The organism is Hylemonella sp. P2_B10, assembly GCF_056404875.1.
The window spans coordinates 774,244-796,386 of the sequence record NZ_JBFUDE010000003.1 but is presented as its reverse complement, the minus strand read 5'-3'; the positions used below and the strand labels follow the sequence as shown (position 1 = coordinate 796,386).

General features: G+C 66.5%; 20 protein-coding genes. 10 read left to right on the top strand and 10 right to left on the bottom strand.

The window, feature by feature from the left end:
* The 4 genes from ctaD to AC1DX2_RS16050 all read right to left on the bottom strand — a co-directional run bounded on the left by ctaD (position 1) and on the right by AC1DX2_RS16050 (position 4,457).
* The gene (gene ctaD / locus AC1DX2_RS16065; protein WP_477197360.1) at positions 1-1,623 is read right to left on the bottom strand and encodes a cytochrome c oxidase subunit I; all 1,623 of its coding nucleotides are present in this window, start codon (positions 1,621-1,623) and stop codon (positions 1-3) included.
* A 39-nt stretch (positions 1,624-1,662) separates the two neighbouring features.
* On the bottom strand, positions 1,663-2,853 hold the full coding sequence (coxB, locus tag AC1DX2_RS16060) for a cytochrome c oxidase subunit II (protein ID WP_477197705.1): 1,191 nt from the start codon (positions 2,851-2,853) through the stop codon (positions 1,663-1,665).
* 66 nt (positions 2,854-2,919) lie between these two features.
* On the bottom strand, positions 2,920-3,384 hold the full coding sequence (locus AC1DX2_RS16055) for a DUF2244 domain-containing protein (protein ID WP_477197359.1): 465 nt from the start codon (positions 3,382-3,384) through the stop codon (positions 2,920-2,922).
* A gap of 173 nt (positions 3,385-3,557) precedes the next feature.
* A complete protein-coding gene (locus AC1DX2_RS16050; RefSeq protein WP_477197358.1) occupies positions 3,558-4,457 on the bottom strand; it encodes a class I SAM-dependent methyltransferase in 900 nt (299 codons plus the stop codon).
* A gap of 121 nt (positions 4,458-4,578) precedes the next feature.
* Here AC1DX2_RS16050 and AC1DX2_RS16045 point away from each other — a divergent pair, with 121 nt between their 5' ends.
* The 4 genes from AC1DX2_RS16045 to AC1DX2_RS16030 are packed head-to-tail and all read left to right on the top strand — an operon-like array spanning position 4,579 to position 7,289.
* The gene (locus AC1DX2_RS16045) at positions 4,579-5,295 is read left to right on the top strand and encodes a ComF family protein (RefSeq protein ID WP_477197357.1); all 717 of its coding nucleotides are present in this window, start codon (positions 4,579-4,581) and stop codon (positions 5,293-5,295) included.
* A gap of 59 nt (positions 5,296-5,354) precedes the next feature.
* Positions 5,355-5,882 (top strand): DUF1569 domain-containing protein, encoded by a 528-nt coding sequence (locus AC1DX2_RS16040; RefSeq protein WP_477197356.1) that lies wholly within the window; start codon positions 5,355-5,357, stop codon positions 5,880-5,882.
* Between the two features lie 35 nt (positions 5,883-5,917).
* Positions 5,918-6,379, top strand: coding sequence for a tRNA (uridine(34)/cytosine(34)/5-carboxymethylaminomethyluridine(34)-2'-O)-methyltransferase TrmL (gene trmL / locus AC1DX2_RS16035; RefSeq protein WP_477197355.1), 462 nt, complete (start codon positions 5,918-5,920; stop codon positions 6,377-6,379).
* A 16-nt stretch (positions 6,380-6,395) separates the two neighbouring features.
* Positions 6,396-7,289 carry an alpha/beta hydrolase family protein gene (locus AC1DX2_RS16030; protein ID WP_477197354.1) on the top strand — a complete coding sequence of 298 codons (894 nt, stop codon included), beginning with the start codon at positions 6,396-6,398 and terminating at the stop codon, positions 7,287-7,289.
* Here the strand turns inward: AC1DX2_RS16030 and AC1DX2_RS16025 are convergent.
* Together AC1DX2_RS16025 and AC1DX2_RS16020 are read right to left on the bottom strand one after the other, a co-directional pair.
* Positions 7,286-7,741 (bottom strand): MaoC family dehydratase, encoded by a 456-nt coding sequence (locus AC1DX2_RS16025; RefSeq protein WP_477197353.1) that lies wholly within the window; start codon positions 7,739-7,741, stop codon positions 7,286-7,288. The genes AC1DX2_RS16030 and AC1DX2_RS16025 overlap by 4 nt on opposite strands.
* A gap of 67 nt (positions 7,742-7,808) precedes the next feature.
* Positions 7,809-8,426 carry a nucleotide-binding protein gene (locus AC1DX2_RS16020; protein ID WP_477197352.1) on the bottom strand — a complete coding sequence of 206 codons (618 nt, stop codon included), beginning with the start codon at positions 8,424-8,426 and terminating at the stop codon, positions 7,809-7,811.
* A gap of 95 nt (positions 8,427-8,521) precedes the next feature.
* Between AC1DX2_RS16020 and kefF the strand changes: the two genes are divergently transcribed.
* The 6 genes from kefF (at position 8,522) to AC1DX2_RS15990 (ending at position 18,004) form a co-directional block, all read left to right on the top strand.
* Positions 8,522-9,184: a glutathione-regulated potassium-efflux system oxidoreductase KefF gene (gene kefF / locus AC1DX2_RS16015; protein ID WP_477197351.1), complete on the top strand. Its 663-nt coding sequence runs from the start codon at positions 8,522-8,524 to the stop codon at positions 9,182-9,184.
* Between the two features lie 18 nt (positions 9,185-9,202).
* Entirely contained in the window at positions 9,203-11,050 is a 1,848-nt protein-coding gene (kefC, locus tag AC1DX2_RS16010; protein WP_477197350.1) for a glutathione-regulated potassium-efflux system protein KefC, read from the top strand.
* A gap of 165 nt (positions 11,051-11,215) precedes the next feature.
* Positions 11,216-13,120, top strand: a complete 1,905-nt coding sequence (gene pepF, locus AC1DX2_RS16005; protein ID WP_477197349.1) for an oligoendopeptidase F — start codon at positions 11,216-11,218, stop codon at positions 13,118-13,120.
* Positions 13,117-14,982: a M3 family metallopeptidase gene (locus AC1DX2_RS16000; RefSeq protein WP_477197348.1), complete on the top strand. Its 1,866-nt coding sequence runs from the start codon at positions 13,117-13,119 to the stop codon at positions 14,980-14,982. Before pepF ends, AC1DX2_RS16000 begins: the two co-directional genes overlap by 4 nt.
* Positions 14,982-16,793, top strand: a complete 1,812-nt coding sequence (locus AC1DX2_RS15995; RefSeq protein WP_477197347.1) for a M61 family metallopeptidase — start codon at positions 14,982-14,984, stop codon at positions 16,791-16,793. The genes AC1DX2_RS16000 and AC1DX2_RS15995 overlap by 1 nt, the downstream gene beginning before the upstream one ends.
* Positions 16,790-18,004 (top strand): HD-GYP domain-containing protein, encoded by a 1,215-nt coding sequence (locus AC1DX2_RS15990; RefSeq protein WP_477197346.1) that lies wholly within the window; start codon positions 16,790-16,792, stop codon positions 18,002-18,004. The genes AC1DX2_RS15995 and AC1DX2_RS15990 overlap by 4 nt, the downstream gene beginning before the upstream one ends.
* On the opposite strand, the gene AC1DX2_RS15985 is transcribed toward AC1DX2_RS15990, so the two are convergent.
* From AC1DX2_RS15985 to AC1DX2_RS15970, 4 genes are read right to left on the bottom strand one after another with little or no spacing between them, the layout of a single operon-like run.
* Positions 17,976-19,667 carry an alpha/beta hydrolase family protein gene (locus AC1DX2_RS15985; RefSeq protein ID WP_477197345.1) on the bottom strand — a complete coding sequence of 564 codons (1,692 nt, stop codon included), beginning with the start codon at positions 19,665-19,667 and terminating at the stop codon, positions 17,976-17,978. The two genes, AC1DX2_RS15990 and AC1DX2_RS15985, sit on opposite strands and share 29 nt — an antisense overlap.
* A 43-nt stretch (positions 19,668-19,710) precedes the next feature.
* Positions 19,711-20,700 carry a hypothetical protein gene (locus AC1DX2_RS15980; RefSeq protein ID WP_477197344.1) on the bottom strand — a complete coding sequence of 330 codons (990 nt, stop codon included), beginning with the start codon at positions 20,698-20,700 and terminating at the stop codon, positions 19,711-19,713.
* A complete protein-coding gene (locus AC1DX2_RS15975) occupies positions 20,697-21,638 on the bottom strand; it encodes an ABC transporter ATP-binding protein (protein ID WP_477197343.1) in 942 nt (313 codons plus the stop codon). Before AC1DX2_RS15975 ends, AC1DX2_RS15980 begins: the two co-directional genes overlap by 4 nt.
* Positions 21,635-22,024, bottom strand: coding sequence for a GntR family transcriptional regulator (locus tag AC1DX2_RS15970; RefSeq protein ID WP_477197342.1), 390 nt, complete (start codon positions 22,022-22,024; stop codon positions 21,635-21,637). The genes AC1DX2_RS15975 and AC1DX2_RS15970 overlap by 4 nt, the downstream gene beginning before the upstream one ends.
* Between the last annotated feature and the right edge of the window lie 119 nt (positions 22,025-22,143).

Here is a 22,143-nt window from a genome sequence, read left to right as displayed (position 1 = left end):
TCAGGCGATGACCTTGGTGGCCGCTGCGTTCAGCTTCGGGGGCGTCTCGAAGGTGTGGAAGGGCGCCGGCGACGGCACTTCCCATTCCAGGCCCTCAGCCGATTCCCACGGGCTTTGCGCGGCCTTCTTGCCCTTGCCCATCATCACCGGCAGCACGATGAACAGGAAGAAGAACACCTGCGCGAAACCGAAGAAGAAGGCACCCACCGACGCCAGGGCGTTGAAGTCGGCGAACTGCATCGGGTAGTCGGCATAGCGGCGCGGCATGCCGGCCAGGCCCAGGAAGTGCATAGGGAAGAAGGTGACGTTGAAGGCGATCAGCGACCACCAGAAGTGGATCTTGCCCATGGTCTCGTTGTACATCACGCCGGTCCACTTCGGGGCCCAGTAGTAGAAGCCCGAGAACATGGCGTACAGCGAGCCGGCCACCAGCACGTAGTGGAAGTGGGCCACCACGTAGTAGGTGTCCTGCAGCTGGATGTCGATCGGCGCCATGGCCAGGATCAGGCCCGTGAAGCCACCCATGGTGAACACGAAGATGAAGCCGACAGCAAACAACATGGGGGTCTCGAACGTCATCGAGCCCTGCCACATGGTGGCGATCCAGTTGAAGATCTTCACGGCCGTGGGCACGGCGATCAACATGGTGGCGTACATGAAGAACAGCTGGCCGGTCACCGGCATGCCGGTGGTGAACATGTGGTGGGCCCAGACGATGAAGCTCAGGATCGCGATGGAGGACGTCGCATACACCATGGAGGCGTAGCCGAACAACCGCTTGCGCGCGAAGGTGGGGACCACCTGGCTGATGATGCCGAAGGCCGGCAAGATCATGATGTACACCTCGGGGTGGCCGAAGAACCAGAAGATGTGCTGGAACATCACCGGGTCGCCGCCGCCGGCGGGGTTGAAGAAGGTGGTGCCGAAGTGGCGGTCCGTCAGCGTCATGGTGATGGCGCCGGCCAGCACGGGCATGACGGCGATCAGCAGGTAGGCGGTGATCAGCCAGGTCCAGGCGAACATGGGCATCTTCATCAGCGTCATGCCGGGGGCGCGCATGTTCAGGATGGTGACGATGATGTTGATAGAGCCCATAATGGAGGAAGCCCCCATGATGTGCAGCGCGAAGATACCGGCGTCCATGCTGGGGCCCATCTGCAGCGTCAGCGGGGCGTAGATGGTCCAGCCGGCGGCGGGTGCGCCACCGGGCATGAAGAACGAACCGGCCAGCATCAACGCAGCAGGAATCAGCAGCCAGAAGCTGAAGTTGTTCATGCGGGCGAACGCCATGTCAGAGGCGCCGATCTGCAGCGGAATCATCCAGTTGGCGAAGCCCACGAAGCCCGGCATGATGGCGCCGAACACCATGATCAGCCCGTGCATGGTGGTGAACTGGTTGAACAGCTCGGGGTTGACGAACTGCAGGCCGGGGTGGAACAGCTCCAGGCGTATCAGCAGCGCCAGCACACCGCCGATCATCAGCATGGTGAAGGCGAACAGCAGGTACAGCGTGCCGATGTCCTTGTGGTTGGTGGCGAACACCCAGCGGCGCCAGCCGGTCGGGGCATGGTGGTCGTGGTGATCGTCGTGGGCGTGATCGTGATGGTCTAGAACGGCGCTCATCCTGAAATCCTTCTCTCTCAATACTCTGCTGCTGACGATTTACTTGCCACGCGCGGCCAGCACTTCGGCCGGCTGCACCAACTGGCCAGTCTTGTTGGACCAGTTGTTCTTGGTGTAGGTGATGACGGCGGCGATGTCGGTATCGCTCAGTTGCTTCCACGCCGGCATGGCGCCGTTGTTGCGGCCGTTCAGCAGGGTGCTGATCTGCTGCGAGTGGTCTTCGCTGAGCACCACGGCCGAACCGTCCAGCGGCTTGATCGGGCCAGCGCCCTTGCCGTTGGCCTGGTGGCAGGCGGCGCAGTTGGCGGCGTAGACCCTCTCGCCGCGCTTGGCCAGGTCGTCCAGCACCCAGACCTTGCTCGGGTCGTCCTGCTTGGCGGCGGCCTTCTTCAGCTCGGCGGCGACCCAGATCGCGTAGTTCTCAGGGGTCACCACCTTCACGTGGATGGGCATGTAGGCGTGTTCCTTGCCGCACAGCTCGGCGCACTGGCCGTAGTAGTCACCCTCTTTGCCGGGTTCGACCTTGAACCAGGTGTCGCGCACGAAGCCGGGGATGGCGTCCTGCTTGATGCCGAAGGACGGCACCATGAAGGCGTGGATCACGTCCACGGCGGTGGTGATGATGCGGATCTTCTTGCCAGAGGGCACCACCAGCGGGTTGTCCACCTTCAACAGGTAGTTGTCGGGGGTGGGGCTGCCGTCGGCGGTCTTGCCGCCGTTGTTGGACATTTCGCGGTGCGCGGCGTCCAGCGTGGAGATGAAGGAGATGCCCTCACCCTCGCCCTTCAGGTAGTCGTAACCCCATTTCCACTGGTAACCAGTGGTCTTGATGGTCAGGTCGGCGTTGGTGGTGTCCTTGGAGGCCACCAGCACCTTGGTGGCCGGCAGGGCCATGCCGATGACGATCAGGAAAGGGATGATGGTCCAGATCACTTCCACCGTGACGGACTCATGGAAGTTGGCAGCCTTGTGGCCCTTGGACTTGCGGTGCTTCCAGATGGAATAGAACATGACGGCAAAAACGGCCACGAAGATCACCGTGCAGATGATCAGCATGAACCAGTGCAGCCAGCCCTGCTCCTCGGCGATCTTGGTCACGGCCGGGTGAAGATTGAGCTGGTTAACCGCTGGGCCGCCCGGCAGGTCGCGCACCGGGTTGGCGGCGTAGGCGGCGGTCAGCGCACTGGCAGCGAGCAGCATACCGGCCATTTTTTTGTAGATGCTCTTCATCATCATGTTCACTTCTTCATTGCCTCAAAACAAATCAAGCGCTCTTCTCGTCTGTACACCGCGGCTTCAGGCGCCACGCAGTGCCATGCGCAATTCCCTGGCCAGGTCGGGCCGCAATTCGGGCCGCACATAGCGCCCCACCGCAATGGAACGCCCCTGGCCGGACACCTCGATCAGCGACCGCTCGCCGGCCCGTGGCTCCACCCGCACCCATTCGCGGCGGAATTCGGCGCGCTGCAGTTTGCCGCCGTTTTCCAGTTCCACGACCAGTTGCGAGCCGTCCAGGTAAATCCGTTCGCCGTCGGTGGCGTGGCGCGCGTAGACAAAAAACGCGAACCCCACCGCCATCAGCTCCATCCAGGCAAAAGGCAGGATCAGCCGGGCACCCTGAAACCAGAACACGGTCCCAATACCCAGCGATACCACGCACAGCGACAGGTACAGCCAACCCAATTGCCTTGGCGTCACGGAGCAGTTGCGCCGCAAGAACCAATGGATGTTCTGGCCATGCACCGTAGCGAAGCGAAACATCAAATTTGTCACGCGCCTTGCCCAAAGCGCCACACCTCCGCAACGCAGCGGTGCAGCAGATATCCACGGGAAATACCCATTATCCGAATCACGGTTATTGTAGCCCAGGGTCTGAGGGGCTCTGGCTTGACAGGGAAAGCCCCGCGCCTGCTGCGCGGCATGCCACGGCCGGGTCAGGAGCGGCCCTGGCGCAACTGGTGCCGCATGTCGTCCAGCGACAACACGGTCTGCGGCTTCACATCCAGCCGGGGCCGCGGTTTGAAGGCATGGCCATAGATGACCTCGAAACCCAGCTTCAGCCGGCCGCCCTCGGCCTCGTCGGCCAGTTCGCGCGCCAGCGCCTGGTGCAACTGATCGCGCCAAGCGCGCCCGCGCAGACCGGCAAAACGCGCCTTGTGCAGGTTGCGCCCCAGTTCGCGCAGCTCGGCCAGCAGCCGCTCAGGCGTCTCAAAACTCAGGTGGATGCGCTCCATGTCCATCACCGGTTCGGCAAAACCGGCGTTGACCAGCATGTCGCCCCAGTCGTGCATGTCGGTCAACTCGTGCTGCGGCGCCGGCCAGCCCAGACGCTGGTACACGGCGCGCAAGCCGCGCAGCGTGTCCGGCCCCAGGCAGGAGAACATCAGGAAACCATCCACCGCCAGCGCCTGGTGCCACTGGGCGATCAGCGCCTGCGGGTCGCTCGCCATGTGAAGCGCCATGTTGGCCCACAGCAGTTGCACGCTGCCAGGCTCAGGCGGCGTGGTGCGCACGGCGTCGCCAGCTCGCCAGCGCGCGGGGCTCCACCAGGGCTTGGCCAGGCCGCGGCGCGTCACCTCGGCATGGGCCGGCACGGTCTCCACCACCAGTGCCTGCGCGTCGGGGTAACGCCGCGCCAGCAGGCCATGGGCCTGCAAGCCGCCGCGCAGGGGCTGCCAATCGGCCCAGACGGTGGGCTTCGCCTTGATCCACTGCAAGCGCGTTTCCATGCGGCGGCCCACTTCTTCATGCAGCCAGGCCGAGGCCGGCGCCGGCAGGCGCTGCCAGCGCGCGGCGGCGATGGGGTCGAGCGTGGGGGGACGGTCGGTGGACATGTCACTTACAAGCAGAGGCGTGGATCGCGGGTGAAAGTGCGAAAGTGTAGGGCCAGCCCTCTGGCCATGCCCGCGCTCAAGCTGATAACCTTGTGCCCATCCACCACAAGCGGCTCCACCCATGTTGACAGGCGCCTTCATCAAGCACGCATTGGCCCACCGGCTGCCCAGCCAGTGCGGTGTGTGCCGGGCCTGGCCATCACGCGCGCTGTGCGAGGACTGCGTGCAACGCTTCGCCCAGCCGCGCCAGCGCTGCCGCACCTGCGCGCTGCCGTTGGCGGCCGACCAGCCCCAGTGTGGCGCCTGCATCGCTCACCCGCCACCGCTGGACGCCTGCGTGGCCGCGCTGGACTACGCCTACCCCTGGCCGGCGCTGATCACGCAATTCAAGTTCGGCCAGGCACCCGGCTGGGCGCACACGCTGGCACTGCTGCTGCGCAGTGCGCCCTGGGTGGAGCCGGCACTGGAGCAAGCACGCTGGCTGCTGCCGATGCCGCTGTCCACCGAGCGGCTGCGCGAGCGCGGCTACAACCAGGCCGCGCTGCTGGCGCGCGCGCTGGCGCCGCACAAGACGCGCACCGACCTGCTGCTGCGGGTGCAGCACGCGCCACCGCAAAGCACGCTGAGCCGCGCCGAGCGCCTGCGCGCCGTGCAAAACGCCTTTGCCGTCGAGCCGCGACTGGCCGCCGAGCTGCCAGGCCAGCGGGTGGTGCTGGTGGACGATGTGATGACCAGCGGCGCCACACTGCATGCCGCCGCCCAGGAGCTGCGCGCGGCTGGCGTGGCACACATCAGCGCGGTGGTGTTGGCGCGCACCGAGGTGGAATGGGCAGACTGAGGGTGTTCCGCCACAACCAGCCGCTCACTACAATGAAAAATCGCACCCATCAACACCCCATGCAGCGCCGAACTTTCCTGATCCACGCCGGCAGCACCGCCAGCGGCCTGTTGCTGGCCTCCTCCCCCGTGCTGGCTGACATGCCCAAGATCCAGAACCTCTCCGAAGCACTGGCCTGGCTGGACAAGGTGGACAAGACCGCCAGCCCGCGCACCAGCGCCGGCTGGCCCTTGCCCGCCGTGCTGGACCACCTGGCACAGAGCGTGGAAATGTCCATGGATGGCTTCCCCGAACCCAAGAGCGCGCTGTTCCAGGCCACCGCCGGCAGTGCGGCCTTTGCCTTCTTCAAATGGCGCGGCAAGATGAGCCACGGCCTGGCCGAACCCATTCCCGGCGCACCCGCCCTGACCACGGCCGCGGACTGGCACCCGGCCGCCCAGCGCCTGCGCGCGGCCATCACCCGCTTCAACGGCCACACCGGCGCGCTGAAGCCGCACTTTGCCTATGGCGCCTTGAACAAGACCGACTTCGCGCTGGCGCATGCCTTGCACATCGCCAACCACCAGGACGAGATCGTCCTGGGCTGAGCCTGGCCTGCAGCATCGGGCCTCTGCCCCGTTTTATGTTCAACATCGTCCTGGTCCACCCCGAAATCCCGCCCAACACCGGCAACGTGATACGCCTGGCCGCCAACACCGGCTGCACGCTGCACCTGGTGGAGCCGCTGGGGTTTTCGATGGACGACAAGCACATGCGCCGCGCCGGGCTGGACTACCACGAGTACGCAGAGCTGCGCCGCCATGCCAGCTGGGATGCCTTCATCGCCACCGAGCAACCCGACCCGGCCCGCCTGTTCGCGCTGACCACGCGCGGCACCCGTGCCGTGCACGACGTGGCCTTCTCCCCGGGCGACTGGCTGGTGTTCGGCTCCGAAACCAGCGGCCTGCCCCTCGCCGTGCGCGAGGCGCTGGGCGCGCCGCAGTGGTTGCGCCTGCCCATGCGCGCCGGTCAGCGCAGCCTGAATTTGTCCAACGCGGTGGCCGTCACCGTGTTCGAGGCCTGGCGGCAAAACGGCTTTGCCTGAGCAACGCAAAACACACATGCCAACGACAACAGCCCTCAACCTTGGCTTTCACGGTGTCCCCTTGTACGACCCGGTGCAGCAGCTGGCGCTGCCGCTGATCTGCTTCTACCCCACCGACGCCGAACCCCAGACCCAGGCCTACGGCCCCTTCACCATGGAGGTGGCCACGGACGCGCCGCCGGTCGGCACCCGCTTGCCGCTGGTGCTGGTGTCGCACGGCACAGGCGGCACGCTGTGGGCCTACCGCGACCTGGCGGCGCACCTGGCGCGCCACGGTTTCGTCGTCGCACTGGTCGAGCACCTGGGCAACAGCCGCGCCGACAACAGCCTGGCCGGCACCACCGCCAACCTGGTCAACCGGCCGCGCCAGCTGCACCTGGCCATTGACGCCGTGCTGGCCGATGCGTTGCTGGGATCACAGGTGGCGATAGACAAGGGCGTGGGCGCGATCGGCCACTCCATGGGCGGCTACAGCGCATTGGCGCTGGCCGGCGGCCAACCTTGGACCGGCCCGGAGGAGCGTGGCAACAGCCATTCAGAACCGGTCGAAGTGGTGCACGACACGCGCCTGCGCGCGCTGGTGCTGCTGAACCCGGCCGCCGCCTGGTTCATGCCCGAAGGCGCGCTGCGCGGCGTGACCGCGCCGATCTTGTTGCTGACCGGGGAGCGCGACGACGCCACACCCGCCTGGCAGTCCGACATCGTGCGCCATGGCGTGGCCCACCCCACCACCGTGGTGGACCAAGTGGTGCCCGGCGCCGGTCACTTTTCGTTCATGAGCCCCTTTCCGGCTGCGATGACGCGGCCGGAATTTCCGCCATCACAAGACCCGCCGGGGTTTGACCGGGTGGCGTTTCAGCCGCAGTTGCACGCCAAGGTGCTGGGCTTTCTCCGAGACACGTTGGCTTAAGGGTAGCGCCGCGCGATCGACTCCGCCACGCACACCGGCTTGGATGAGCCTTCGCGCTCCACGGCCACCTCCCAGGTCATCTGCATGCCGTCGTTGTCCACCGGCTCGCATTTCAGCAGCTTCATGCGCGCGCGCAACCGGCTGCCCACCGGCACCGGGGCGGTGAAACGCACCTTGTTCAGCCCGTAGTTGACGCCCATGCGCGACTGCGCAATCTCGAACGACGACTCGAAGAAGCGCGGCAACATGGACAGCGTCAGGAAGCCGTGCGCAATGGGCGCGCCGAACGGCCCGGCCTTGGCGCGCTCCACGTCCACGTGTATCCACTGGTGGTCGCCGGTGGCTTCGGCAAATTGGTTCACCTGCTGCTGGGTGATGGTGATCCAGTCGCTGACGGCCACCTCCTGGCCCACCAGCGCGGCCAGCTCGGCCAGGGTTTGAAAAGTCTTCATGGTTTTGCCGCGATACGGTTCGCGGTACAGGATGGAACAGCCGCCATCGTAGTGGCGGCGCGCCGGCTCAGCTGTCCAGCCAGTGACAGATGTCTTTCCACTGCTCCAGGTCTTTCTCGACCCGGCTGGGCGCAACGTCAAACACCGTCAGCCCGCGCGCGGCCAGGTGGATGTAGTTCTGCGTGTCGCGCAGGTAACCCAGCACGGGCAACTTCAGGCTGTCCACGAAGGCATGCAGCTTGTCGGCGGCGATGGTGCGGGCATCCACCCGCATGCCCACAATGCCCACCTTCAGCCCGCTGGCGTGCTTGTGCGCGGCCAGTTCGTCCAGGAAGGCACGGGTGGCAAAGATGTCGAACACGCTGGGCTGCAGCGGCACCACCACCTTGTCGGCCATTTTCAGGATGTCACTCAAGCGCTTGCCGTGCAGGCCGGCCGGCGTGTCCAGCACCACATGGGTGGTGCCCTTGGGCGGGCGGGCGATGACGTCGGCGTTGATGTCCCAGGTGCTGATGGGCCGGGCCTGCGTGGGCCGCAACCCCAGCCACAGGCGGGCGGATTGCTGCCGGTCGGTGTCGCCCAGCATCACCGCATGGCCCTGGCGGGCGAAATAACCGGCCACATTGGTGGACAGCGTGGACTTGCCAACGCCGCCCTTGGGATTCGCAACCACCACCACAGGCATAAGGAGCTCCTCGTTGTCAGGCTTTCTTGCTATCGCTTTGATACCGCCTGCCCCAGCCGTTTTGGGGCTTTCCCAGTTTGCGCTATGTTAGCGGTATGGACGAACAACACCAAACGGCGGCCTTGCCCGGGGTGGACACCCCCGCCAAGCCCCCTGACGATGCCCCCATCTACCTGCTGGCCGCACACGACAACTGGCGCGAATCGCGCGTCAACCGCCGGCTGCTGGCGCGCGCCCGCGCCAACCCCGCCGTGCGGGTGTGCGACCTGTATGGCCGCTACCCGGACTACGCCATCGACGTCGCCCATGAGCAGGCCCAGCTGGCCAGCGCCCGCCTGGTGGTGCTGATGCACCCCATCCACTGGTACTCGATGCCGGCGCTGCAAAAGCTGTGGCTGGACGAGGTGCTGGCCTATGGCTGGGCCTACGGCAGCCACAAGGCGCTGGAGGGCAAGGACCTGTGGCTGGTGGCCAGCACCGGCGGCGCCGAAGATTCTTACCGCCCGCAGGGCTACAACCGCCACGCCTTCGAGGCTTTTTTGCCGCCTTACGAGCAAACCGCCGCGCTGTGCGGCATGCGCTTTCTGCCGCCGCTGATCCTGCACGGCGCCCACCGCGCCGACGAGGCTTTCCTGGCGGCCCACACCGAGCTGTTTGGCGAGCGCCTGCAAAGCTACCCCCACTGGCCCGACCTGACCAACCTGGCCTGCGTCGACTGCGAGGTGCCCATTGGCGAGCGCCCCGCCCAAGACGACTGAACCGAAAGACCACCCCGCATGGAACACGCACCCGCCTGGCTGGTCAACAGCTTCATCTACCTGAGCGCCGCCGTGGTGGCGGTGCCGGTGAGCCGCGCCCTGGGACTGGGCTCCATCATCGGCTACCTGGCCGCCGGCATCGTCATCGGCCCTTGGGGGCTGGCGCTGGTGACCAACATCGAGGACATCCTGCATTTCGCCGAGTTTGGCGTCGTGCTGATGCTGTTCCTGGTCGGGCTGGAGCTGGAGCCCAAGCGCCTGTGGGCGCTGCGCCGGCCCATCTTCGGTGGTGGCAGCGCCCAGGTGCTGGCCTGCGCCGCCGCGCTGTTCCTGGGTCTGTATGCACTGGGCGTGATGTACCCGGACGAGCTGGGCGGCTGGCGCACGCCGCTGGTGGCGGCACTGGGGCTGGCGCTGTCCAGCACCGCGATTGCCTTGCAGGTGATGGGGGAGCGCAATATGCTGCCCACCAGCGCCGGCCAGGCAGGGTTTTCCATCCTGCTGTTCCAGGACGTGGCGGCCATCCCCATCCTGGCGCTGCTGCCGCTGCTGGGCGGCCAGCCGCATGCGGCGCCGGCCGCGCCTACCGAGCGCTTGTTGGAGGCGTTGACCATCGTGGCGGTGATTGCCGGCATCGTGGTGGGTGGGCGGCTGCTGTTGCGCCCGTTGTTCCGCTGGATCGCACGCTCCAACACGCCGGAAATCTTCACCGCCGCCTCGCTGCTGCTGGTGGTGGGCATCGCGGCGCTGATGCAGAAGGTGGGCCTGTCGATGGCGCTGGGCGCTTTCCTGGCCGGCGTGCTGCTGGCCGAGAGCGAGTACCGGCGTGAGCTGGAGACCAACATCGAGCCCTTCAAGGGCCTGCTGCTGGGCCTGTTCTTCATCGCCGTGGGCATGAGCATTGACTTTGCCGTGCTGCTGCACTCGCCAGGGCTGATGGCCATCATCGTGCTGGGCTTCATGGCGTTGAAGGCGGCGGTGATCCTGCTGCTGACCAAAATCATGAAGCTGCCAGTGCCCGAGCGTCCGGTGTTGACGCTGCTGCTGGCGCAGGGCGGCGAATTCGCCTTCGTGGTGTTCCAGACCGCCTCGGGTGCCCACGTGTTCACCAGCGACGTGGCCTCGCTGCTGATCGGCGCGGTGGCGGTGTCCATGCTGCTGAGCCCGCTGCTGCTGGTGGGCATCGACAAGCTGATCGTGCCGCGCTATGCCCACTGCGGCATCCCGCAGATGGCGGAGATTTCGGAGCAGCAGCATGCACCCGTGCTGGTGGCCGGTGTCGGCCGCTACGGCCAGATCGTGGCACGCATGATGATGGCCCAGGGCATCCCCTGCACGCTGTTGGACCACGACGCCGAGATGGTGGAGGCGGCGCGCAGCTTCGGCATGCGCCTGTTTTACGGCGACGCCACGCGGCTGGACCTGCTGCGCGTCGCTGGCGCCGCCAGCGCCAAGATCCTGGTGGTGGCGGTGGACGACAAAGAGCAATCGCTGAAGATCGTCGACCTGGCCAAAGAGCATTTCCCCAACCTGCAGATCGTCGCCCGTGCCCGCGACGTGACGCACTGGAACGAGCTGCGCGACCGCGGCGTGCAGTTGGTCGAGCGCGAGCTGTTCGAGTCCAGCCTGCGCAGCGCACGCAGCGTGCTGGAGCTGCTGGGCCACCCACCGCACGAGGCGCGCCAGCTGGCGATGCGCTTCCGCCAGCACAATATCGCGCTGTTCGAGCGCATGTACCCGCACCACAAGGACCGCAGCAAGCTGATCGCCGTGGTCAAGCAGGGCCGCCAGCAGCTGGAAGAGCAGATGGCGCAGGAACGGGAGCAGCGGGCCAAGCGCATGGTGCCGGACTGGGATGGGCAGTGAGCTTCGCCCGCCAACCTAGGGCAAATCCGGAGCCAGCGTGAGCCTAAAATGACTCGCTTCACACGGGCGGCGCGGGCTACAAACCGGCAGCTGCCCACTCCAACCACCGTTCTTACACAGACAGGTCAGGGCCCCATGACGATGACGAAGAAGACTTCCTCCTCCTTGCGCAAAGTACTCGTGCTCAGCGCCGTTGCATTGGCCGCGCTGCAATTCAGCCACGGCGCCGCGCTGGCCGCCAAGCCCACCACCCAGGTGCGCTCCGAGATTCCGGCCCAATACCGCTGGGACTTCTCCGCCATCTACCCGTCCTGGCAGGCCTGGGAGGCCGGCATGAAGGACATGGAGGCCAAGATGGACGCCTTTGCCAAGCTCAAGGGCAGCCTGGCCAAGGGGCCGGCGGCGGTGCTGGCGGCCTACAAGGCGTATGACGAGATCGGCATGCTGCAGTACCGCACCTACACCTACACCTCGCTGCAACGCGATGTGGACACGCGCAACGCCGAGGTGTCGGGCAAGTTCCAGCGGGTGAATGCTGCGTTTGCCAAGTTCGGCACCGCCAGCGCGTGGTTCACGCCCGAGCTGCTGACCATTCCCCAGGCCCGGATGGAAGGCTGGATCAAGCAGACGCCGGCGCTGGCGCCCTACCGCTTCCCCATCCTGGAGCAATACCGCCAGCAAAAGCATGTGCTGGACGAGAAGGGCGAAAAGCTGCTGTCCTTCGCCACCAGCTTCGGCGAAACGCCCAGGACTGCGTTCCAGGAACTCAGCACCTCGGACATCAAGTTCCCCAAGGTCACGCTGTCCGACGGCAAGGAAGTCACCATGGGCCACGGCACCTACCAGTCGGTGCTGCAGACCAACTACAACCAGGCCGACCGCGCCAAGGCGTTTGACGCCTACATCAAGACCTTCGGCGCCACCGCCAATACCTACGCCGGCATCTACAACGGCATCCTGCAACGCGACTGGTTCGTGGCCCAGGCACGCAACTTCCCCACCACCGCCGAGGCCGCGCTGGACACCAACGCCGTGCCGCTGTCGGTGCTGGAGACGCTGATCAGCACCACCCGTGGCGGCACCGCACCGCTGCAGCGCTACGCCAAGCTGCGCAAGAAGCTGCTGGGGCTGGACAGCTACCACCTGTACGACGGCTCCATCCCGATCTACAAGACCGACAAGACCTATTCCTATGAGGATTCCAAGGCGCTGATCATCTCCTCGGTCGCCCCGCTGGGCACCGACTACGTGACCAAGTACAAGGCCTTCCTGGAAAGCGGCCACATCGACGTCTATGAGAACGAAGGTAAGCGCAACGGCGCCTACAACCAGGGTGTCTACGGTGTCGGCCCGTATGTGCTGTTGAACCACAACGACACGCTGGGCGCGCTGTTCACCTTCGCGCACGAGGCCGGCCACGCGATGCACAGCGTGCTGTCCTTCGAGGCCCAGCCCTTCGTCACCTCTGACCCCACCATCTTCGTGGCCGAGGTGGCCTCGACCACCAACGAGCGCTTCCTGCTGCAACAGCTGCTGCAAACCACCACCGACCCCCGTGAGCGTTTCCTGCTGCTGCAGCACGCGGTGGACTCCATCGTCGGCACCTTCTACACCCAGGTGCTGTTTGCCGACTACGAGTTGCAAGCCCACAAGCTGGCGGAGAAAGGCCAGCCCATCACCGCCGAGGTGCTCAACGGCATCTACACCAAGCTGCTGAAGGACTACTACGGCGATGCGCTGACGGTGGACGACGGCTACAAGTGGACCTGGTCGCGCATTTCGCACTTCTTCAACTCGCCTTACTACGTGTACCAGTATGCGACCTGCTTCGCCTCCAGCGCCAAGCTGTTCAAGGACATGACCACCGGCAGCGACAAGGACCGCGCCGCCGCCACCGCCCGCTACCTGACGCTGCTCAAGAGCGGCAACAACGACCAGCCCATGAAGCAGTTGCAAAAGGCCGGCGTGGACCTGAGCCAGAAGGCCACCGTGCAGGCGGTGGTGGACCAGATGAACGAGCTGGTGGCGCAGATGGAGGCCGAAGCGGCAAAGATTGGTGCTGCCAAATGACCGCACAGCAACTGTTCGACACGCTGAACGCCGACTACCTGGCCGTGCACAAGGCCAAGGAAGACCTGTTCTGGACCAACTACATGGCCGTCACCAACGACCAAGCCGGCTTTGCCAAGGCCGAAGGGGCCTACAAGGCCTTCATTTCCGACCCCGCACGCCTGGCCCAGGTGCGCGCCGCGCTGGCCGAGCTGCCCAACGCGGGGGGTGACGAGGCCACCCAGGCGCTGCGCCACGGCCTGAAGGGCTGGCTGGCGCTGTTCGAGGCCAACATCGTCGACAGCGACGAGGCGCGCCAACTGGAGCGCGAACTGATCGCCATGGAGGCCGAGCTGTTCGCCAAGCGGCGCGATCTGAAGCTGCGCCATGTGGACGAGAGCGGCCAGCAGGTGGACGCCACGCTCAGCACCTTGTCCACCAACCTGGGCACCAACCCGGTGGAGGAACAGCGCAAGAGTTCACACGACGCCTTTTTGGCCTTGGAGCATTGGGTGCTGGCCAACGGCTTCCTGGACATCGTCAAGAAGCGCAACGCCTTTGGCCGCGCCCAGGGCTTTGCCAACTACTTCGACTACAAGGTGCGCAAGAACGAGCAGATGAGCAGCGAGCGGCTGTTCACCATCCTCGACGACTTTGAAGCCCGCACGCGCGACGCCAACGCGCGCGCGCTGGGTGAACTGCGTGCCCAGCACGGCCCGGCCGCCACGGAGGGCTGGAACCTGCGTTTCCACGTCAGTGGCGACACCGTGCGCCAGATGGACCCCTACCTGCCCTTTGCCAAGGGCCTGCAGCGCTGGGTGGAGAGTTTCCGACGCTTAGGGATAAGCTACCGCGGCGCCACCCTGCAGCTGGACCTGCTGGAGCGCGAGGGCAAGTACCAGAATGGCTTTTGTCACGGCCCCATCCCCACCTTCTACGACCAGCAGGGCCAATGGGTGGCCGGGCAGATCAATTTCACCGCCGAAGCCAAGCCCGACCAGGTGGGCAGCGGCCTGCGCGCCATCAACACGCTGTTCCACGAAGGCGGCCACGCGGCCCATTTCGCCAACGTGACGCAGAACTCACCCTGTTTTTCACAAGAGTTTGCGCCCACCAGCATGGCCTATGCGGAGACACAGTCCATGTTCTGCGACAGCCTGTTGGACGATGCCGACTGGTTGAAGCGCTACGCCACCGACGCACAAGGCCAACCCATGCCCGACGCGCTGATACGCCAGCGCATTGAGACCACGCAGCCGTTTGCCGCCTTCAACGAGCGCAGCCTGGCCGTGGTGTCCTACTTCGAACACGCGCTGTACCAACTGGCCGAAGACCAGTTGACGCCCGAGCGCGTGCTGGCACTGGCGCGCGCGGCCGAGCAGCGCATCTTGGGCGTGGCGGTCAGCCCGCGCCCGCTGCTGGCCATCCCGCACCTTCTGAACCAGGAGTCCGCCGCCGCCTACCACGGCTACCTGCTGGCCAACATGGCGGTGTACCAGACGCGCGCCTATTTCGAAGGCAAGTACGGTTACCTGACCGACAACCCTGCGATTGGTCCGGCGCTGGCTGAGCACTACTGGGCACGCGGCAACGGCGTCAGCCACAACGACACGCTGCTGAGCCTGACCGGCGAGCCCTTCAACGCCAAGTACCTGGCCGACGCCTGCAACCAGACGGTGGCGCAGGCCTGGGAAGAGGCCCAGGCCAAGATGGCCAGCGCCGCCAGCCGCACCTACCCGCCAAGCCCGCTGCGCGACCTGGATGCCACCATACGCATCGTGCACGGCAGCGAAGTGCTGGCCGACAACCGCGCTGGCGACGACGCCATGTGCGGCCAGTTTGAACGCTGGGTGGTGCAGCACTACCCGGCGGCCGTGCACTGATGGGGGTGCTGCGCCGCGCGTTCCATGCCTGCGGCTTGGCCGCACTGGCCGCGTCGCTGACCCTGCTGCTGGGCGCCTGCACGGGCTTGCCGGCCGCACCTAGCCAGCCGCCGGCCCGCGCACTGCAACTGGACGTGCAGCCCGTGACGGTGGACGGCCAGCCGCGCCTGCGGGTGGACCTGCGCTTTGACGGCAACGCCAGCGGCAGCACGCTGCTGTACCTGCCGGACCAGTGGGCCAGCGAAACCGCGCTGTTCAAGGCGGTGCGCAACCTGCGCGCCATCAGCCCCGGGGCCACGCTGGCCGACACCGACAACCCGGCGATCAAAAAGCTCAGCCATGGCGCCGCCCAGCCGCTGCACGTGCAGTACGAGCTGGTGCAGGACTTCAGCGGGCCCATCGCCACGGCCATGAAGTACCGGCCGCTGGTGCAGCCCGGCTACTTTCATCTGATAGGCCACGGGACCTGGGTGTTGCCGGCCTGGGGCAAGCCGGGCGATTCAGGCGAGGCGGATCGTCTCAAAGTCACGCTGCGCTGGCACGCGCTGCCCGCTGGCTGGACACTGGCCAACAGTTTCGGCGCCGAACAGCTGGAACAGCGCTTTGACGCCCAGCGCGAGCAACTGCTGTCGGCCATCTACGTCGGTGGTGACTTCCGCCTGGCGCGCGCCGATGTGGGCGGCCAGCCGGTCTACACCGCCGTGCGTGGCAGCGGCTGGGCGTTCAGCGACGCCGAGTTCAACCGCATGGTGGCGCGCATCGTCGGCCTGGAGCGCGACTTCTGGCGCACGGGTGAGCCCTACTTCCTGGTCACATTGATCCCGCTGGCCGAGTTGCCCACCACCTTCTCGGTGGGCGGCACCGGCTTGACGAATTCGTTTGCCACTTTCGTCACCCCGAACGCCAAACCGGCACAGTTTGAGCGGCTGATCACGCACGAGTATTTCCACAACTGGAACGCCCACAAACTGGGCCGCATGCCCGAGCCCGACGAGGCCAGCATGTACTGGCTCAGCGAGGGCTTCACCGACTACTACACCCATGTGCTGCGCCTGCGCGGCGGCTTGCTGACGCTGCCGGCCTTCGTGGCACAGATCAACGAAGTGCTGCGCCTGGCGTATGCGTCGCCGGTGCGCGATGCGGACAATGCCCGCGTGGTCAAGGATTTCTGGGCCAACCCGCAGGTCAAGGACCTGCCCTACCACCGCGGCACGCTGCTGGCGCTGCAGTGGAACGCGCAGATCCGCCAGGCCAGCGACGGCCAGCGCTCGTTTGACGACGTCATGCACGCCCTGTTGGCCGCAGCCCAGGGCCCCGGCGGCCAGCCGGTGGCGCTGACGCCGCAGCACGTCAACGGCCTGCTGGCCCGCTTCACCGGCCGCGACGAGCTGCAGGTGATAGACCAGCACATCACCCAGGGCCAGGCCATCCCACCCAGAGCGCTATGGCTGGGTCCGCACGCGCAACTGGTGTGGCTGGCCGCGCCGGTGTACGAGCTGGGGTTCGACCGCGAGCGGCTGTTCAAGGACAAGGTGATCGCCGGCGTGCTGCCCGGTAGCGCCGCCTGGGCCGCCGGCCTGCGCGACGGCCAGCGTATCCAGGGCGCCTCCATCTACGGCAACGACGTCAGCCGCCCGGTGCTGATCAAGCTGCGCCAGGATGACGGCAGCACGCGCGAGATCAGCTACCTGCCGCATGCCCCCCAGGCCCTGCAAGTGCCGCAATTGAAGCTGCCCGACAACATGACACCCGCGCAACGCGCGCAAACCTTGCAATGGCTGGGCGCACAGGCGCACACTGAGGGGCTATGAAGTACATCCCGGTGCCCATTGAGCGCATCCAGTTCGGCCAGCCGCTGCCCATCAGCCTGTGGGACCCGCGCGGTAACCTGCTGCTGAAAAAAGGCCAGGTGATCGAGTCCGAACGGCACCAGGAGGTGCTGGCGGCGCACGAGGCCAGCGCCACCGAACCGGATTTCCGCGCCTGGCAGCGCAGCTACGACCGGCTGATCTACACCATGCTGCGCGACGGCAAGACGCTGGACCAGATCGCCAAGGCGCCCATGCCCAGCATCATCCTGGAATCCGACTACGCGGTGGGCCACGAGGTGGTGGGTGGCTGGCTGGACGTGCATGCGGCGCTGAACAGCCTGCTTTACCAGGGCGACACGGCACGCAACGCGCTGGAGCGCATCGAAGGCATAGAGCACCGCGCCACCCAGCTGGTGATGACCGATGTGGATGAGAGCGTTTTCCGCCTGCTGCAGGCACTGGCCGACACCACGCTGTCTTACTGCGCCACCCATGCGCTGCTGACCTCGGTGCTGTGCGGGCTGACCGCGCGCAAGCTGGGCCTGCCGGCCATCGAGGTGCCCACGCTGTGCCGCGCCGCGCTGTTGATGAACCTGGGCATGGCGCGCGAGCAGGACCTGCTGACGCAGCAGACCACGCCGCTGACGGTGTGGCAGCGCAAGCTGATCTCGGACCACCCACAGATCAGCGTCGATGTCCTGAAGGCCTATGGCGTACCGGATGAGGACCTGCTGGACCTGGTGCGCTGGCACCACGAGACCGACGAGCGCCAGGGCTTGGCGCGCAACCTGCCGTGCCGGCGCATCCTGCGCACGGCCGACATCTTCGTCGCCAAGATGGCTTCGCGCAAGACGCGCCATGCGCTGTCGGCCATAGGCGCCAGCAAATCCATCTTCCTGGGCGCGGTGGGCGAGCAGGCCCGCGTGGGCTCGGCCATGGCCTCGGTGATGGGCTTTTACCCGCCTGGCAGCTATGTGACGCTGGCCAACGGTGACCTGGCCGTGGCGGTGCGCCGGGGCGAGTCGGCCAACACGCCGCAGGTGGTCAGCATCATGGGACCGGACGGCATCGCACTGGCCAAGTACAGCGCGCGCGACACGCGCGACAAGCAGTTCGGCATCGTCAGCCCGGTGGACGCCGCCAAGGTGAGAATCACGCTCAACGCCGAGCGGGTGCTGGCGGCTACCGGCAAGTCGGCGCGGCTGGCCTAGCGGCAGCGGGCGCCGCCAACAGCGGCAGCAGGAACGCACGCGACTGGGCAAAGGCCAGCGGCTGGTTCAGGTCGTGCCCGGCGTTGTCGTGCAGGCTGATGGCGCCCTGGCGCCGCAACGCGCGGCCCAAGGCCTGGCCATTGGCCACCGGCACCATCTCGTCCTCCACGCCATACAGGCCGCGCACACAGCGCAGGCCGGCGGTGAAGTACAGCGGCGAACTGGCCAGCATCTGCGCCCTTGCCTGGGCCAGGCCCCAGCGGCCGTCCAGCACCTTGACGAGCATGCGCTCGATGAACTGGCCACCCTCTTCCTTGGGCGAGGCCTTGTTGCGCAGGCCGTCGGCCACGATGTCCTGCTGCGTCCAGCCACCGGTTGCCATCAGCGCAAACCAGTCGACCGGGCCGGCCCAGTCCAGCACGCGGCCAATGCGCGCATCACGCAGGCCGGCCAGCAGCGCCACGCTGCCGCCACGGCTCTTGCCAAAGGCGGCGATGCGGCTGGCATCCGCCTGCGGCGTGCTGGCCAGCGCCACGTTCAGCAGCGCCAGCGCGTCATCGGTGGCGCCGTCCCAGCTGTCGGTGCGGTCGCCCTCCGAGGTGTAGTCCACACCGTTGAAGCGCAGCACCTCGCCACGGAAGGACGGCACCACGTAAATGAACTGCCGCTGCTGCGCACCCAGGAAGCGCGGGGACGACAGGTTGCGCAGGTCCAGCGCAAAGTAGTCCCACGACACGCCTTTCAGGTCCAGCAGCACCGGATGCTTGCCACCGGCCGCCTCGGTGCCCACCGGCAGCACGATGGCGCCATAGTGCCTGAAGCCATGCACACGGTGCGACACGATGCGCACCTGCGCGGTGACCTCGCCCAGGTCCAGCGTGCCGCTGGCGACCTCTTGCACGTCCTGCGGTGCCAGGTCACGCGCGGCCCAGGCGGTGCGCTGGGTGGCAATCTCGGCCGGTGTGGGTGGAGCGAACAGCTGCTGGAGTGGGAACGGTACCTGCCAGCCCGCGTCATCGCCCGTCTTCGCTGGCCGGGCACCCAAGCGGCGCAAGCCAGTCAGCGCCTGTGGCTGCTTGGGATCCAATGCTTCTGCGGCCTGGTAAGCGGCCAGCGCGCGGGCGCGCTGGTGCAAGGCGATGTAGGCGTCACCCAGGGCCGCCTGCAAGGCGGCGGACGGTTCGGTGCGGCCTTGCAACTCATGCAGAAATACCAGCGCATCCCTTGCGCGGGACGGAAAGCGCTGCAGCAACGTGCGTCCGACGCGCACGGCGCCCGCCACGTCGCCAAGCCTGGTGCGCAGCATCGCACGGGCAGCCGCACGGGGCTGTCGCTCCATCAGCAGCTCGATCGGGAGCTTGCCGCCGGTGAGCAGCGGCATCGGTGTGTCGTCGCCATAGCCGCCCAGTTGCACCGCGGTGACGCAGCCCCGGGCATCGCGCCGGAAGCTCACTTGGCGGTCTTCGCGCTCGGCGATGCCAAAGCTGTCTGCGGCATCGCCATCCCGGTGGCGCAGCACCTGCTCCGAACGCCAGAAGATGGGCCGCATGCTGAGCTGCCCATCCGCACCCTGGCGCACCAGCAGCACCGAGCCATCGGCCATGGCGTAGCGGCCGGGGTACGTCGTGTTGCAGGCCGAGGCCGTGTTGGTGCCCAGCAGCATGAGGGCTGCCAGCGTCAGCGCGGCTCGCGGCCCGCTTGTCACCCTAGTCCGCATCACGCCAGCGGCGCAGGCGAATCGCCGCCACCACCATGGCCGTGCCGGCCAACACGCCCAGCCACAGGCCAGGGGTGGCCAGCAAGGCCCAGGACTGGCTCACCACATCGCCCAGGTTGGCCGGCGGCAGCATGCCCCCTTCCAACCGGCGGCTGCTGCCCAGCCAACTGCCCGGCAGCGTGCCGGCCAGGCCGCGCGCCGCCACATGAATCCAGTACCAGTGCAGGTCCCAGCCGGCGCCCAGCATGCGGTTCAGCCAGGTCAGGATCAGGCCGCTGCCCAGCGGCACGCCCACCGCCCACAGGAAGGGCTTGCTGCGCGCCCAGGCCGACACCATCAGCAGCCAGCCGACGGTGGGCAGCGCCCACAGCGCATACACAGGCAACAGCGCCAGCAGCTGCAACGGCGCCAACAGCACGGTGGAGCTGGTCAGCGAATGCACCACCAGCGCACCGGCACCGACAAAGCTGGCCGCCGCCGTGCCCATGGCCAGCACCACCAGGCCGGTGACGCTGGCCACCACCCAGGTCAGCAGCGGGGCCACCGCCAGCGCGGTGGCCAGCTTGGACAGCACGGTGGCCGTGTCCGACACCGGCAGCGATTTCCAGAACAGCACGCTGCGGTCGCGCCGCTCGTCAAACAGGGTGCCCAGGCAGTAGAAGAAGACCACGAAGGCAGGGATCAGGAACAGCGCGGCCAGCGTGATCATGAAGCCCAGGCCGACGCCCTTGGCCACCTGGTCCAGCCGCTCCTGGCCGAGTGCGGCGACGGCGTCGGTCACCGAAGCGCCGTTCACCTCCATGCGCATGTGGCCCCCCATGCCGCCGCCCAGCAGCAACCCCAGCGCCAGCAGCACGCACATGGCCGTGCCCACCAGCACCGGTGCCCACAGCATGGCGCCCCGGTATTCCCAGAACTCGCGCCGCAGCAGCCAGGCAAATGTCATCGAAGGTTTGTAGTGGGTGGTTGTGGTCATCATGCAGCCCCTCCCGCGCTGGCGGTCATCTTGGCAACGAACAGGTCGGCCAGCCCCGGCGTGCGCGCCTCGCCCAAGGCGGCCAGTGTGGCGCGCGACACGCCGTCAAACAACATCACGCTCTTGCCGAACACGGCGCGTTGCGCGATCGGGTTCATCGCCAGTGCCACGGCTTCCCGCTCGGGCGCCACCATCACCTCGGTGAAGCGTTGGGCCACCTCGTCCATGCTGGCCGTCAACACCAGATGCCCCTCGCGGATGAACATCACATCGCTGAGGATGTGCTCCACCTCTTCCACCTGGTGGGTGGTGATGAGTATGGTCTTGTCGTGGTCGAAATAGTCCTCCAGCAGGTTCTGGTAGAACTGCTTGCGGTACAGGATGTCCAGCCCCAGCGTGGGTTCGTCCAGCACCAAGAGGCGTGCGTCTATCGCCATCACCAGCGCCAGGTGCAACTGCACCACCATGCCCTTGGACATCTCCTTCACTTTCATCCCCGGCTTGAGCTTGGTGGCGGCGATGTAGCGCTCGGCCTTGGCGCGGTTGAACTGCGGGTGCACGCCGGCCACGAAGTCCAGCGCCTCGCTGACCTTCAGCCAGCGCGGCAGCACCGCCACGTCGGCGATGAAGCAGACGTCGCGCATCAGCGCGTCGCGCTGGGTGCGCGGGTCGCGGCCCAGCACCGTCAACTCGCCATCGAAAGGCGTCAGGCCCAGCATGGCCTTCAAGGTGGTTGTCTTGCCCGAGCCGTTGGGGCCGATCAGGCCGATGATGCGACCGGCAGGAATCTCGAAGCTGATGCCGTCCACCGCCTTGGCAGCGCCGTAGCGCTTGCTCAAGTTTCGGGCCGAGACCACCGAAGGTGCGGCAGTTGTTGCAGTTGCAGCGGGGCTTGCAGTGGCCGTGGCCGTATCCGGCGCGGCTGTGGTGAAGTCGCTCATGCCACACCTCCCGCAGCGCCGACAGCCGGGCCCTGCGCCTTGGCCAACAGCAACTGCTGCACGTCCAGGCCCAGCCGTTGTATGCGCGCCAGCATGGCCGGCCATTCATCGCGCAAGAAGCGTTCGCGTTCGCTGGCCAGAAGTTTCTGCCGTGCGCCGTCTATCACGTACATGCCCAACCCCCTTCGTTTTTCCACAAGTTGCTCGTCCACCAGCTCCTGGTAGGCGCGTGACACAGTGATGGGGTTCAGCTGAAAATCCGCCGCCACCTGCCGTACCGAGGGCAGTGCGTCGCCGGCCTTCAGCACCTCGTCCAGCACCATGCCCACCACCTTTTCCTTCAGCTGGCGGTAAATCGGTGAGTTGTCGTGCCAATCTGTGCTCATGATGGGTACCGCCCTACAGTTGCTATCCTTTTTCGAGGGTAAGCAACTACTTCGATGTGTTGAGATGCCTGCATCCGGGTTAACTCCAGAAAGGATGATGAAGTAGTGTTTTACTTCAC

Coding starts and splice junctions, on each gene's coding strand:
- ctaD (WP_477197360.1), bottom strand. CDS start 1,623: ATGAGCGCCGTTCTAGACCATCACGATCACGCCCACGACGATCACCAC.
- coxB (WP_477197705.1), bottom strand. CDS start 2,853: ATGAAGAGCATCTACAAAAAAATGGCCGGTATGCTGCTCGCTGCCAGT.
- AC1DX2_RS16055 (WP_477197359.1), bottom strand. CDS start 3,384: ATGTTTCGCTTCGCTACGGTGCATGGCCAGAACATCCATTGGTTCTTG.
- AC1DX2_RS16050 (WP_477197358.1), bottom strand. CDS start 4,457: ATGTCCACCGACCGTCCCCCCACGCTCGACCCCATCGCCGCCGCGCGC.
- AC1DX2_RS16045 (WP_477197357.1), top strand. CDS start 4,579: ATGTTGACAGGCGCCTTCATCAAGCACGCATTGGCCCACCGGCTGCCC.
- AC1DX2_RS16040 (WP_477197356.1), top strand. CDS start 5,355: ATGCAGCGCCGAACTTTCCTGATCCACGCCGGCAGCACCGCCAGCGGC.
- trmL (WP_477197355.1), top strand. CDS start 5,918: ATGTTCAACATCGTCCTGGTCCACCCCGAAATCCCGCCCAACACCGGC.
- AC1DX2_RS16030 (WP_477197354.1), top strand. CDS start 6,396: ATGCCAACGACAACAGCCCTCAACCTTGGCTTTCACGGTGTCCCCTTG.
- AC1DX2_RS16025 (WP_477197353.1), bottom strand. CDS start 7,741: ATGAAGACTTTTCAAACCCTGGCCGAGCTGGCCGCGCTGGTGGGCCAG.
- AC1DX2_RS16020 (WP_477197352.1), bottom strand. CDS start 8,426: ATGCCTGTGGTGGTGGTTGCGAATCCCAAGGGCGGCGTTGGCAAGTCC.
- kefF (WP_477197351.1), top strand. CDS start 8,522: ATGGACGAACAACACCAAACGGCGGCCTTGCCCGGGGTGGACACCCCC.
- kefC (WP_477197350.1), top strand. CDS start 9,203: ATGGAACACGCACCCGCCTGGCTGGTCAACAGCTTCATCTACCTGAGC.
- AC1DX2_RS16000 (WP_477197348.1), top strand. CDS start 13,117: ATGACCGCACAGCAACTGTTCGACACGCTGAACGCCGACTACCTGGCC.
- AC1DX2_RS15995 (WP_477197347.1), top strand. CDS start 14,982: ATGGGGGTGCTGCGCCGCGCGTTCCATGCCTGCGGCTTGGCCGCACTG.
- AC1DX2_RS15990 (WP_477197346.1), top strand. CDS start 16,790: ATGAAGTACATCCCGGTGCCCATTGAGCGCATCCAGTTCGGCCAGCCG.
- AC1DX2_RS15985 (WP_477197345.1), bottom strand. CDS start 19,667: ATGCTGCTGGGCACCAACACGGCCTCGGCCTGCAACACGACGTACCCC.
- AC1DX2_RS15980 (WP_477197344.1), bottom strand. CDS start 20,700: ATGATGACCACAACCACCCACTACAAACCTTCGATGACATTTGCCTGG.
- AC1DX2_RS15975 (WP_477197343.1), bottom strand. CDS start 21,638: ATGAGCGACTTCACCACAGCCGCGCCGGATACGGCCACGGCCACTGCA.
- AC1DX2_RS15970 (WP_477197342.1), bottom strand. CDS start 22,024: ATGAGCACAGATTGGCACGACAACTCACCGATTTACCGCCAGCTGAAG.